10 protein-coding genes are annotated in these 12,389 nt (G+C 60.3%); 7 read left to right on the top strand and 3 right to left on the bottom strand.

Going from position 1 to position 12,389, the window contains the following annotated elements:
- Positions 1-522: 522 nt before the first annotated feature.
- Positions 523-723: a hypothetical protein gene (locus tag MKP15_RS16815; RefSeq protein ID WP_152983998.1), complete on the bottom strand. Its 201-nt coding sequence runs from the start codon at positions 721-723 to the stop codon at positions 523-525.
- Between the two features lie 277 nt (positions 724-1,000).
- On the opposite strand from MKP15_RS16815, the gene MKP15_RS16810 reads away from it, so the two are divergent.
- From MKP15_RS16810 to MKP15_RS16780, 7 genes are all read left to right on the top strand, one after another.
- The gene (locus MKP15_RS16810) at positions 1,001-2,233 is read left to right on the top strand and encodes a TolC family protein (RefSeq protein ID WP_240213489.1); all 1,233 of its coding nucleotides are present in this window, start codon (positions 1,001-1,003) and stop codon (positions 2,231-2,233) included.
- Complete coding sequence (locus MKP15_RS16805; protein WP_057505031.1) at positions 2,233-3,468, top strand: efflux RND transporter periplasmic adaptor subunit; 1,236 nt, start codon at positions 2,233-2,235, stop codon at positions 3,466-3,468. Before MKP15_RS16810 ends, MKP15_RS16805 begins: the two co-directional genes overlap by 1 nt.
- A 9-nt stretch (positions 3,469-3,477) precedes the next feature.
- Positions 3,478-6,609, top strand: a complete 3,132-nt coding sequence (locus MKP15_RS16800; RefSeq protein WP_057505030.1) for a CusA/CzcA family heavy metal efflux RND transporter — start codon at positions 3,478-3,480, stop codon at positions 6,607-6,609.
- Positions 6,610-6,689: 80 nt separating this feature from the next.
- A complete protein-coding gene (locus tag MKP15_RS16795) occupies positions 6,690-7,337 on the top strand; it encodes a HupE/UreJ family protein (protein ID WP_275692622.1) in 648 nt (215 codons plus the stop codon).
- A gap of 13 nt (positions 7,338-7,350) precedes the next feature.
- Entirely contained in the window at positions 7,351-7,992 is a 642-nt protein-coding gene (locus MKP15_RS16790; protein WP_057505028.1) for a hypothetical protein, read from the top strand.
- A 59-nt stretch (positions 7,993-8,051) separates the two neighbouring features.
- Positions 8,052-8,300, top strand: coding sequence for a hypothetical protein (locus tag MKP15_RS16785; protein WP_082592139.1), 249 nt, complete (start codon positions 8,052-8,054; stop codon positions 8,298-8,300).
- A 74-nt stretch (positions 8,301-8,374) separates the two neighbouring features.
- Positions 8,375-9,709 carry an MFS transporter gene (locus MKP15_RS16780; protein ID WP_057505027.1) on the top strand — a complete coding sequence of 445 codons (1,335 nt, stop codon included), beginning with the start codon at positions 8,375-8,377 and terminating at the stop codon, positions 9,707-9,709.
- Between the two features lie 435 nt (positions 9,710-10,144).
- Here the strand turns inward: MKP15_RS16780 and MKP15_RS16775 are convergent, their stop codons facing one another.
- Positions 10,145-10,369 (bottom strand): helix-turn-helix transcriptional regulator, encoded by a 225-nt coding sequence (locus tag MKP15_RS16775; RefSeq protein ID WP_082592138.1) that lies wholly within the window; start codon positions 10,367-10,369, stop codon positions 10,145-10,147.
- A 779-nt stretch (positions 10,370-11,148) separates the two neighbouring features.
- Positions 11,149-12,117 carry an IS5 family transposase gene (locus tag MKP15_RS16770; protein WP_024868873.1) on the bottom strand — a complete coding sequence of 323 codons (969 nt, stop codon included), beginning with the start codon at positions 12,115-12,117 and terminating at the stop codon, positions 11,149-11,151.
- Between the last annotated feature and the right edge of the window lie 272 nt (positions 12,118-12,389).

Below are 12,389 nucleotides of genomic sequence, written 5' to 3'. Positions count from 1 at the left end.
AGGAGCGGCCGAAAAAAGCACTCGGCGGCCTGACGCCCGCCGCCTATGCACGACAACTCGCGGCCAATACCGCTACGATGAGCACCGGACTCTAAACAGCCCCGCTACTGAAGACGGGAGGACGTCGGACTTGCCCGAATTATTGGCGCCAGTAATGATCGTTAGGCCACTGCCCTCGCCCTGATCTTTGGGCACGGCCAAATGAATCAAGCGAGGCTCATTGAAGCCGCGGTACCCGGCGATCGAGAGTGTCTTCAGAAAGCTCAATGGAACTCCGACAGTTGACTGTATGGGGTTCGGTTATGTTAAGCCGCAGTCCAAGAGATACAAAGCGGATCTTCACCGCGGACTAGATTGCCGCGAACTTCCGTCGCTATGGGATCGAAAGCCCGCCTTCCCTACCCCCGATAAACATCCCTAACCACTTCCATGTCCGTCCGAGTAGCCAAGGAGATGAGCGTGCCTTGGACTGGGTGTCTGCTCCAACTTGGGTATCGACAAAGGCCTCCAAAGCCATATACGCTAACTGTAATGCTCCGCATCCCAGCCACCTTCAATCTGCTCCGAGTCAGCCTCTTTGCGCTGCTGGCTTTGGTTTCGTTGGTGCGCCCGATGTTGAACTTGGTTGGAGACCTGCACTCCACAGAACATGCGGTTGTGGCGGCTGCTGAGCATGGCCACCACCACCCCGGCGATCACGATTCGGATTCCGATCGTGATCATGCCAAGGGCTCGCACGCCCTGCTTCACTCTGCTGATGCCAACGGTGCAGTAAGCCTCTGGAACCACAGTCATTGGGCGCCCACAGTCGCGCCCGAGACCTCGGTTCCTGCCCTCGACGTCCATTGGCGTCCTTCGCAACAACCCTCCAGTCCCTTCAGACCTCCCATCGTTTGACGAATCCGGCCGCCTCGTAGCGGTCTGACAGTGCTGGCTGCAATTTGTGGCCGGCTGCGCTATTCGTCGAACTATCGGAGAAGATTCCGTGAATTTGCGTTGCATGTGGGTACTGACTTTGGTCGGTACCTGCAGCGTTGCCCCGTGCGGCTTCGCTGCTGAACCTTTGCGCCTGGAAGAAGCGGTTGCCCGCGCTCTCCAGGCAAATCCTACAATCCAAGCCGAAGCCGCCCGCCTGGAGGCGGTACGTAATCGTGCACAACGAGAGGCCCTTCCTGCTCCCTATGTAGTGGGGGCCGACTTTGAGAACGTGGCCGGTACCGGCGGGCTGAGCGGTGTTGACTCAGCTGAAACCACCTTGCGTATTGGGCGCGTCCTAGAGCTGGGTGGGAAGCGTCATGCCCGCACCGCATTGGGGGATGCCGAGATCAACCTTCAGCGAGGCGCTGAAGGCGTGGCCAGACTCGACATCACCAATAGCACCACGCAGAGATTCATCCAGGCCGCTGTCGCGCAGGAGCATGTGGAACACGCCGAAGAGCGGGTTCGCCACGCGAACAGTACGTGTAGAGAAGTTGCCAGGTGGGTGCAGGCAGCACGTAATCCGGACTCCGACCTTCGGGCCGCTGAGATTACGTTGGCCGATGCCGAACTGAAACACGAGCAGGCGCTTCAAGCCCTCCAGGGAGCCAAGGCACGTCTTGCTGCCAGCTGGGGAGCCCTAACCCCGGACTTCGATACCGTTGACGCGAATCTGGACACCCTGCCCCCACTCGCGGATTTCGGAACCTTGGCCGGCCGCCTGCCGCAAACACCGCAACAGCGTCTTGCGCAGCTCGAAACAGCGTCTATTGCCGCTCGTCGTCGGATTGCAGTTGCAAGTGGCAAGCCGGATGTGAACGTCAGTCTTGGCGTTCGTCGTTTGGAGGCTACGGGTGATCAGGGGCTGGTGATGTCCTTCTCCCTGCCACTTGGAAGCCAACGCCGCGCGTCCTACTCCGTCGCTGAAGCCGATGCGGATCTGGCCGCTGTGCATGCTCGCGCCCAAGCCACAGGTTTGGAACAACGCCAGCAATTGTTCGATCGCTATCAGTTGATGCAGCAAGCCCGCTCGGAAGTGGAAGCGCTCCGCACCCGGATGCTGCCCAAGGCCCAAGAGGCGGTCAGCCTGACGCGCCGTGGCTTTGAAGCCGGTCGATTCTCATTCCTGGCCCTCGCGCAAGCCGAGAAGACGTTGTTCGACCTGCGCGAACGCGAGATCGAAGCGGCCGCTCGCTATTACACCCTTCTGGTCGAGGTTGAACGCCTGACCGCCCACATTCCGGATGCCTCCTGATGAAGCGCTATGCATTCCTGATCCTGCTACCACTGATGCTCGCTGCTTGTGGCGAGAAGCAGAGCACTGAACCCGCTGCGGAAGAAGCCTCGGCAGCTGCCGGCGCCGATTACGAGCGCGGACCGCATCGCGGCCGAATGCTGCGCGATGGCAACGTCGCCATCGAAGTGACGGTGTACGAAACCAACACGCCGCCGCACTTCCGTCTGTATGCCTATCGGGACAACCAGCCGATCGCCCCAAGTGGGGTGACCGCGAGCATGGAAGTCACGCGACTCGATGGCGAGGTCAACGCCTTCAGCTTCAAGGCTGAGAAGGACTACCTGGCCGCGAGTGCCGAGGTCGTGGAGCCGCATTCGTTCGACGTGAAGGTCAATGCCACGCTCGGCGGCAAAGCCTATAGCTGGACCTACGCCTCCTATGAAGGCCGAACCACGATTGATGCTGAGGCGGCAAAGGATGCCGGCGTTGTCATCCAGAGCGCCGGCCCGGCCACGATTCGCGACACCGTTCAATTGATGGGAACGGTCGCATTGAATGAGAACCGTCTTGCTGCAATCAAGGCAAGGTTCCCGGGAATCGTCCGCGCCGTGCAGGTTCAAGTGGGTGATCGCGTTGCGCGCGGGCAAACTCTGGCCACCATCGAAGGCAACGAGAGCATGCGCACCTACGCCGTGACCGCGCCGTTTGATGGCGTCGTGCTGACGCGTGCAACCAACGTGGGCGATGTGGCTGCCGACAACACCCTGATCGAGATCGCCAACCTGGGCGAGGTCTGGGTGGACCTGCGGGCCATCGGCACCGATGCCGAGCGCTTGGCGGCCGGCCAGGCGGTACAGGTGCGCTCGGCGACCGGCGAGACCACCGTGGAATCCACTATTGCCTCGCTGCTGCCAGTGGCATCCAGCGGTCAGAGCGTGGTCGCTCGCGTGAGCCTTCCCAATCCGGATGGTCGTTGGCGGCCAGGAATGACGGTCGCGGCCGAAGTGACGTTGTCTTCCGAAGAAGTGCCGCTGGCAGTGAAGGAATCCGGCCTGCAGCGATTCCGCGATTTCACCGTCGTGTTCGCGCAGGTGAAGGACACCTACGAGGTGCGCATGCTTGAGCTGGGCCGCAGGGACGGCGAGTACGTCGAGGTACTGGGCGGGCTGAAGCCCGGCACACCTTATGTGGCAGAGCAAAGCTACCTGATCCGCGCAGACATCGAGAAGTCTGGCGCCAGCCACGACCACTAAGGAACGGCCATGCTCGAAAGAATCATACGAGCGTCGATCGCTCACAGATGGCTGGTGCTGCTCCTTGTGCTTGGGCTGTGTGGCCTTGGCATCTGGAACTACAACCGGCTCCCCATCGATGCTGTGCCCGACATCACCAACGTACAGGTGCAGGTCAACACCGAAGCGCCCGGCTACTCGCCTTTGGAGGCAGAACAGCGCGTCACGTTCCCGGTTGAAACGGCATTGGCCGGCTTGGCCAAGCTTGAGTACACCCGCTCGGTTTCCCGCTACGGCCTTTCCCAGGTCACGGTGGTGTTCGAAGACGGAACCGATATCTACTTCGCCCGTCAGCAGGTTGCCGAACGTCTGCAACAGGCAGCCTCTGCCCTGCCCTCTGGCCTGAAACCTTCGCTGGGGCCGGTTGCCACCGGCCTGGGCGAAATCTTCATGTACACGGTCGAAGCAGAGCCCGGCGCAGAAGACACCTGGACCCCCATGGCTTTGCGCACGCTGCAGGACTGGGTCGTCCGCCCGCAGATGCGCCACCTCAAGGGAGTCACCGAGGTCAACACCGTCGGCGGGTATGTGCGGCAGTTCCACGTCACCCCCGACCCTTCGAAGCTTCAGGCCTATGGCCTGACCATGCAGGACGTTCTTGATGCGGTGGACCGCAGCAATGCCAACGTCGGCGCCGGCTATATCGAACGATCCGGCGAGCAGTACCTGATCCGCGTACCCGGCCAGGTGGCGGACATCGCCGGGCTTCGGAAAATTGTGGTGGCCACACGCGATGGCCTTCCGTTGCGGGTGGGTGATGTTGCCGAAGTGCTTGAAGGCAGCGAACTGCGTACGGGTGCCGCTACCAAGGATGGCAAGGAAGTGGTGCTTGGCACCGTGTTCATGCTGATCGGGGAAAACAGCCGGGAAGTCGCGCAGCGCAGCGCTGCAAAGCTCAAGGAAATCGACAAGACCTTGCCTGAGGGGGTTCGTGTACACGCGGTATACGACCGCACCGAACTGGTCGATCGCACCATCGAAACCGTTCGCAAGAACCTGCTGGAAGGTGCCCTGCTCGTCATTGCCGTGCTGTTCCTGCTGCTTGGCAACTTGCGCGCGGCATTGATCACCGCCGCGGTGATCCCACTGACCATGCTGTTGACGATCAGCGGAATGGTGCAGAACCGCGTCTCGGCAAACCTGATGAGCCTGGGTGCGTTGGACTTCGGCCTGATCGTCGATGGTGCGGTAATCATCGTGGAGAACTGCCTGCGTCGCTTTGGCGAGCAACAACATGCATTGGGACGCCTGCTCACCCGCAAGGAGCGATTTGAGCTGGCTGCCAGTGCGAGCGCTGAAGTGATCAAGCCAAGCCTGTTCGGCTTGTTCATCATCGCCGCCGTCTACATCCCGATCTTCGCCCTGTCCGGGGTGGAAGGAAAGATGTTCCATCCGATGGCGCTGACCGTGGTCATCGCGTTGACCGGAGCGATGGCGCTATCGCTGACGTTCGTGCCGGCGGCAGTGGCCCAGTTCGTGACGGGCAAGGTCTCGGAGAAGGAAACCCGCGCGATGCGTGCGGTGAGCCGTTTCTATGGCCCGCTGCTGGACAAGGTCATGTCTGCCCGCAAGCTGGTGGTGGCAGCCGCCGCCGTACTGATCGTCCTTTCCGGCGTACTTGCGACCCGACTGGGTACTGAGTTCATTCCGAATCTGGATGAGGGCGATATCGCGCTGCATGCCCTGCGTATTCCAGGCACAAGCCTGACCCAAGCGATCGGCATGCAGCGGCAACTGGAAGCTCGGATCAAGGAGTTCCCGGAAGTGGACGAAGTCGTGGCCAAGATCGGCACTGCCGAGGTGGCCACCGATCCGATGCCGCCTTCGGTGGCTGACACCTTCATCATGTTGAAGGACCGCAGCCAATGGCCAGATCCACGCAAGCCCAAGGCCGAACTCATTGCCGAGCTGGAGAAGGCCGTGCGTGCCATCCCCGGCAACAACTATGAGTTCACGCAGCCGGTCCAGATGCGTATGAACGAGCTCATCGCGGGCGTTCGTGCCGAGGTGGCCATCAAGCTGTACGGCGATGATCTGGAGCAGCTGGCAGCCATCGGCAGCCAGATTGAAAAGGTTGCCAGCAGCATCGAAGGCAATGCCGACGTGAAGCTGGAACAGGTCACCGGCTTGCCGCTGATGACCATTACTCCTGACCTGGATGCCTTGGCCCGCTACGGCGTATCGATCGACGCGGTACAGAAGACGATCTCCATGGCCCTGGGCGGTGAAGCCGCCGGCCAGGTATTCGAAGGTGATCGCCGCTTCGACATCGTGGTCCGCCTGCCTGAAAGCATGCGCGAGAACCCCAAGACCCTGGCGTCACTTCCCGTCGCGTTGCCTGCGAGCGAGGGAGCAGCTCGGGGCTATGTGCCGCTGGGCCAACTGGCCAAGGTGGAAATCGCCCCAGGCCCGAACCAGGTCAGTCGCGAGAACGGCAAGCGGCGTGTGGTGATCACCAGCAATGTTCGTGGTCGTGATCTTGGTTCCTTCGTGGAGGAGCTGCGTGAGCGCGTCGGTACGGAGGTGGCGATGCCAGAAGGCTACTGGGTCGAGTATGGCGGCACGTTCGAACAGCTGATCTCTGCCAGCAAGCGCCTTTCGATTGTGGTGCCGGTGGTATTGGTGCTGATCTTCGGCCTGCTGTTCATGGCCTTCGGCTCGGGCAAGGATGCCGCGATCGTCTTCAGCGGCGTGCCATTGGCTCTCACTGGCGGCGTGCTGGCGCTGGCGATGCGGGGAATCCCGCTGTCCATCTCAGCGGGCGTTGGCTTCATCGCTCTATCGGGTGTCGCGGTCCTCAACGGCTTGGTGATGATCAGCTTCATCAAGAAGCTGCGCGAGGACGGTGCCTCTCTCGAACACGCCGTCCATGAGGGGGCGATAACGCGCCTGCGACCGGTGCTGATGACCGCGCTGGTGGCCAGCCTTGGGTTCCTGCCCATGGCCCTTAACGTTGGTGCCGGCGCAGAAGTGCAGCGCCCGCTCGCCACAGTCGTTATCGGCGGAATCGTGTCATCCACGTTGCTGACCCTGCTGGTGCTACCGGCGCTCTACCGCCTCATCCATCGCGATGGGGACCTCAACAACACGGAGCGCGCATGAGCGCTCCTTCAATTCCGAAAGTAAAGGAGAGTTTCTTGCGCAACATCAAGCTACCTGCGGCAGCACTCGCAGGCCTTGCGCTGCTGACCACAACAGCAGCTGCGGTGGCCCATGGCGTCAGCGAGGGAGACGCCGCGTTCCTCGAAGAGAGTTCCGGCCGGAATCTGCTCGCGTTCACCTATCTTGGTGCCAAGCACATGTTCACCGGGTACGACCACATCCTCTTCCTGCTGGGGGTGGTGTTCTTCCTGTACCGGATGAAGGACGTAGGCATCTACGTCACGTTGTTCGCCATCGGCCACAGCATCACGCTGCTGCTCGGCGTGCTGGGCGGCTTCCACGTCAATCCGTACATCGTGGACGCCATCATCGGTTTGTCTGTCGTCTATAAGGCGCTGGACAACATGGGCGCCTTCCGCCGTTGGTTCGGTTTTCAGCCCAACACCAAAGCCGCGGTGATGATTTTTGGTCTGTTCCACGGTCTTGGCCTTGCTACCAAGCTCCAGGACTTCTCACTGTCCCCGGAAGGCCTCGTCGCCAACATGTTGGCATTCAACGTCGGCGTGGAGATCGGCCAGCTTCTTGCTCTGGCGTTCATCCTGATCGTCATGGGTTTCTGGCGCCGCTCGCCGATGTTTGCCCGTCAAGCCTTTGGTGCCAACGCCGTGTTGATGACCGCTGGCTTCCTGCTCATCGGCTACCAGCTCACCGGTTACTTCGTTTCCTGATCGAGATAATTCAATGTCCATTACTGCAAATCAGCCTCTTCCCAGCACCGGCCGTCTGGTCCGCGCCACCTTCATCGCCGCAGCCGTGGCATCTGTACTACTGGTCACTACCGTCATGCCTGCCGAGTACGGCATTGACCCGACCGGTGTCGGTCGGGCGTTGGGCCTGACCACGCTGGCCGAAACTTCTGCGGACGATGCGCCAGTTGCCGCCGCGCCTGTCACGGGTTCCAACAACGAGGCCAACCAGACGTTGGCCGAAAAGGCCAAAGCTGCTTTTGGTGAGAACAAGGGGCAGACGCTCGATGCCGCTGCAAACTCACTTTCTGCAGGTCCAGTGCGTACGGACACGCTTACCGTGACATTGGAGCCGGGCAAGGGCGCCGAAGTAAAAGCACATTTCAAGCAGGGTGCCGGCGCTATCTACCGTTGGAAAGCTACCGGCGACGTGGCCGTGGATATGCACGGCGAGCGCCCGGACGTTAAGGGCGCTTGGACCAGTTATTCAGTCGAAGCCGCGCAGAGCCAAGCCGAAGGCACGTTCATTGCCCCCTTCGATGGGACGCACGGCTGGTACTGGCAGAACCGTGGCACCACACCGGTGGACGTTTCGGTCGAAGTCGTCGGTTTCCAGGCTGACCTGTATCGCCCTTGATCTCCCCACACTTGATTTCAACCCGCGGTGTGTACACCGCATTTTCCGGAGTGTTACCCATGAAGATCCGCAATGTTCTCGTAGCTTGCTTCCTCGCAGCAGCCTCCACCTCCGGAGCTGCAGTCGCGCATGACCCTGCCCTGCATGAGCCCACCCCGGCTCCCGCAGCGGTAGTGAAGAAGCCTAAGCCCACCACCTGCGAGCAGTTGGCTGATACATCCAGGTACGACGTCAATCTCAATGACTCGGCCACCAAGGCGCTGAAGACCTCCTGTGATGCTCAAAAGGCGGGTGCGGCGAAGAAGTAATCTGTTTGAAAGAGCGAGCGGGACCCAGCTGGTCCCGCTCTATCTCCTTGCATGCACTTCTCGAGATTCCTTCCATGATCGACGTTCTGAAGAACTCAAGCTTCCGGAACCTGTTTGCCGCCCAGGTCGTAGCTCTGGTGGGCACGGGCCTGGCGACGGTTGCATTGGCCCTGCTGGCCTACGACCTAGCCGGTGCCGAAGCTGGCGCCGTGCTCGGGACAGCACTGGCGATCAAGATGATCGTCTATGTGACACTCGCCCCAGTCTCAGCGGCCGTAGTGCCTCCAGCATTGCGAAAGACAGTCTTGATCGCACTTGACCTGGCCCGCGCCGCGGCTGCTCTTACCCTGCCATTCGTCACCGAAATCTGGCAGGTGTACATCCTGATTGCGCTGTTGCAATCTGCCTCCGCATGTTTCACTCCCCTTTTCCAGTCACTCATTCCAGAGATTCTCAAGGATGAGAAGGACTACACCAAGGCACTATCGCTCTCCCGCTTGGCGTATGACCTTGAAAGTCTGTTGAGCCCTGCGTTGGCTGCGGCGTTGCTTACTCTGATCAGTTTCCATGGGTTATTTGCCGGGACTTCTGTTGGCTTCGTACTCTCCGCGGTACTAGTTTTCTCAACCGTCTTTCCCTTGATCGCCGCCAAGCGAGGAGATGAGGGACCGTACACGCGAGCCATTCGAGGAATGCGCATCTACCTGCGCACACCGCGTCTGCGTGGTCTGCTGGCACTGAACCTTGTCGCTGCTGCGGGCGGATCGTTGGTTTTCGTCAACACGGTGGTTGTGGTGCGTAGCGTCCTTCAAGGTGGTGAGCGTGAAGTCGCCTGGGCGCTGGCTGCTTTTGGTATCGGATCGATGGCCATCGCCATGCTTCTGCCGAGGCTTCTGGACAAGGTCTCAGATCGACGAGTCATGCTCTCGGCTGCCGGATTGATGTGCGCGGTGCTGGCCTGCCTTCTGGGAATCTGGATTGGACTGAATGGAGCCGTCAATTGGCTTGTGGTCATACCAAGCTGGGTACTTCTCGGAGTGGCTTACGCGGGGCTGGTCACCCCCGGAGGTCGCTTGCTTCGCCGTTCCGCTGATTCCGCAGATCTGCCATTTTTGTTCGCTGCGCAATTTTCGCTATCGCATATTTGCTGGCTGATTGCTTATCAGCTTGCAGGCATGGTCGGTGCGAAATGGGGAATGCCGATAGCCATAGGTGCGCTGGCCTGTCTAGCCATCGTCGGCTTCGCGGCGGCATGGCGCTCATGGCCAAAAGCAGATCCTGAAGAAATCGAGCACGGCCACGATAATTTGCCTAGCGACCATCCGCACTGGGCCGAACATCCAGCAGTGACAGGGAGGCACTCGCATCGCTTCGTAATAGATGACCTGCACACCAGATGGCCGCATTGAGCGGTTGAATCCCAGGCCAGAAGCTGACCCCCGCCCTACCCCTGATAACGCACCCTAATCGGAACGTTCACCGCCGTTCTAGGGCCTGGAAGTAGTCATCGCATAAACCAACATCAGCAGACAGAATGAGGCGCAGTGGCCAAGCAACGGCCGCATTCAGCACATCCGTCATCGCTCGCCCTTACTGAGTACTGTCTTTTTGATCGAATGCGAATTGTTCCAGCCCCGGGTCGTTAGCGATTACCCGGGCTCCCCCCCGTATTCACCGGCACCCCGAGAAGGCTAACCGAGGCCTTGACGAGTGTCCGTGTCAAAGCAAAGGGAGTTCAGTGCAGAATTTAGGCGCGCAGCGGTTGAGTGGGCCAGAGCCGAGCCGCGCGTCAGCTAGGCTCAGATGACACGAAAGTTGGGGGTCATCGCCTTCTGCTCTCTCGCTTACAGCTGAGCGTCGCGTAGAAGCTCGTGTGCCCTCACACCCAGGCCGACGGCCAGTCTGCTGAGAGTCGCAATAGTAATGTTTTTCTCACCTCTCTCGATCGCGCTGTAGTAAGCACGGTGCATTGAGATCGAATCGGCAAATTGCTCTTGGCTCCAGCCTTTAGCTGAACGCACGGCGCGAATTGCCAAGCCAAGTTGTCGGGCCTGAATGTCTTGCTGCATACAGCAGAGCATTGTTCTCAGGCTACTTCTATCGCTACCACTGTATAAGTAGACTACTTATAAGTATCGCTCGAGCCTTGCCATGGCCCTGCTCCTAATTGATCCTGATTGCGACCTCCTGATTGCTCTCGACGCAACTCCGGGGCTACTAGAGTCGATACAAGAACAATGGTCCCGACTGCAACATGATCCTGAGCGAGAGTCGTTCGGCGAGCGGCTGAGCATGCGAGTGCTCCCCGTTCTCGCTGACTGCCTGGATTGGGATCTCAAGCCACCTACAAGTGCGCAAATCTACTTTGCGGTCTCCATTGCGCGGAAGCTTCAGGTGGAGATTCCCTCCGGAGTACTGCAGCGACGAAGCGACATGACCGAATTCTTGGACAAGCACTGCCCGTTGCTGGCCGCGCGGCCAAAGCTCAAACGTTCCTCCCCCCGTCGGCGAACCAACAGGTAACCCGCGTTCAATCGCAACTTTCCATTTTGCTATCCCTCAAGAAAAAGAAGCAGCTTTGCGGCGCGTTGCCTTCGCAACTGGGCGGACAACCTGAGCTATCATCGTCAACGGCCACGTTTTTTTAAGAGCGACTCCTACGTGGGGGGCGCCTGAGATCCCCACTTTGACGCCGCTCCAAAGCTCTCGCAATTTCAGCTAAGGAAGGTCTGATCAAAGCGCTCTGATGCTTGGATTTCAGCGTCAAGGCGCCAAGTCGACCTCGATATGATCGATTTTGCGCCGTTTCTGACGCTTTTCGACGGGTTTCCCCGTCCAACAGACGGATTTACCCCGTCGGCAGCAACAGACGTCGCCGCGCCATCCACAGATTCGACAGCGCGAACAGCGTCAGCACCTGCGCCGTGTTCTTCGCCAAGCCGCGGTAGCGCACCTTGGTGTAACCGAACTGCCGCTTCACCACCCGGAACGGGTGCTCAACCTTCGCCCGCAGGCTGGCCTTGAAGTGCTCCCAGCGCTCGGCGTATTTGCGCTCGCGCATGTTCTTCAGCGCTCGCAACTTCGATGGCTTCTCCGCGATCCAGAACGCAGCCTCCACGCCTTGCAGCTCCTCGCGCTTGTCCGCGCCGGTGTAGCCGCTGTCGCCGCAGATCGTATCTTCCTTGCCGTGCAGCAGCTTGTGCACCTGTGTCACGTCATTGACGTTCGCCGCCGTGCACTCCACGTGATGCACCAGGCCCGATTCCTCGTCCACACCAATGTGCGCCTTCATCCCGAAGTGCCACTGGTTGCCCTTCTTCGTCTGGTGCATCTCCGGGTCGCGCTCGCCGTCCCTGTTCTTGGTCGAGCTCGGTGCCGCGATGATCGTCGCATCCACGATCGTGCCCGCCTTCAGGCTCTGGCCCTTGCGCGCCAGGTGCGCGTTCACGCGCTCCAGGAGCTGCGGCGCCAGATCATGCGTCTCCAGCAGCCGGCGGAAGTTGAGGATCGTGGTCTCGTCCGGGATGGTGTCCAGCCCGCTCAGGCGGGCAAAGCGGCGCATCACCGGCATCTCGTACAGCGCCTCTTCCATGCCCGGGTCGCTCAGCGCGTACCACTGCTGCAGGAAGTGGATGCGCAGCATCGTCGCCAGCGGGTACGGTTGCCGGCCACGCTGGCCCATCTTCGGGTAGTGCGGTGCGATCAGCGCCAGCAATGCGTTCCACGGCACAACCTGCTCCATCTCCGCCAGGAAGATCTCGCGTCGCGTCTTCTTCCGCTTGCCCGTGTGTTCCGCGTCCCCGAAGCTCAGCTGCATCGTCGTCATCCGTCGAACCTTGCGCTATTGTCGCCGAGGAATTGTTCAGAGCATCCCTAACTGCGTCCCACATCCGTAGTGCACTCGTGTACGCCAGCGCGCCTCCAACCATTGCCATGCTTCCAGAGGCCATCTTGGCAACGCGGCGACGTCCCCCCGGTTTTGAGTAGCACGGCGATTTGGAGTCCAATCCCGCAACCCAAGGAGATTGGACGTGAAGAAGCGTTTTACCGAGGAACAGATCATCGGCTTCCTGCGTGAGGCCGATGCCG

It is taken from the genome of Stenotrophomonas sp. Y6 (assembly GCF_022436665.1).
Taxonomy (GTDB): domain Bacteria; phylum Pseudomonadota; class Gammaproteobacteria; order Xanthomonadales; family Xanthomonadaceae; genus Stenotrophomonas; species Stenotrophomonas acidaminiphila_A.
This window is presented reverse-complemented; position numbering and strand designations above follow the sequence as displayed.

Coding starts and splice junctions, on each gene's coding strand:
- MKP15_RS16815 (WP_152983998.1), bottom strand. CDS start 723: ATGATCACGATCGGAATCCGAATCGTGATCGCCGGGGTGGTGGTGGCC.
- MKP15_RS16810 (WP_240213489.1), top strand. CDS start 1,001: ATGTGGGTACTGACTTTGGTCGGTACCTGCAGCGTTGCCCCGTGCGGC.
- MKP15_RS16805 (WP_057505031.1), top strand. CDS start 2,233: ATGAAGCGCTATGCATTCCTGATCCTGCTACCACTGATGCTCGCTGCT.
- MKP15_RS16800 (WP_057505030.1), top strand. CDS start 3,478: ATGCTCGAAAGAATCATACGAGCGTCGATCGCTCACAGATGGCTGGTG.
- MKP15_RS16790 (WP_057505028.1), top strand. CDS start 7,351: ATGTCCATTACTGCAAATCAGCCTCTTCCCAGCACCGGCCGTCTGGTC.
- MKP15_RS16785 (WP_082592139.1), top strand. CDS start 8,052: ATGAAGATCCGCAATGTTCTCGTAGCTTGCTTCCTCGCAGCAGCCTCC.
- MKP15_RS16780 (WP_057505027.1), top strand. CDS start 8,375: ATGATCGACGTTCTGAAGAACTCAAGCTTCCGGAACCTGTTTGCCGCC.
- MKP15_RS16775 (WP_082592138.1), bottom strand. CDS start 10,369: ATGCAGCAAGACATTCAGGCCCGACAACTTGGCTTGGCAATTCGCGCC.
- MKP15_RS16770 (WP_024868873.1), bottom strand. CDS start 12,117: ATGCAGCTGAGCTTCGGGGACGCGGAACACACGGGCAAGCGGAAGAAG.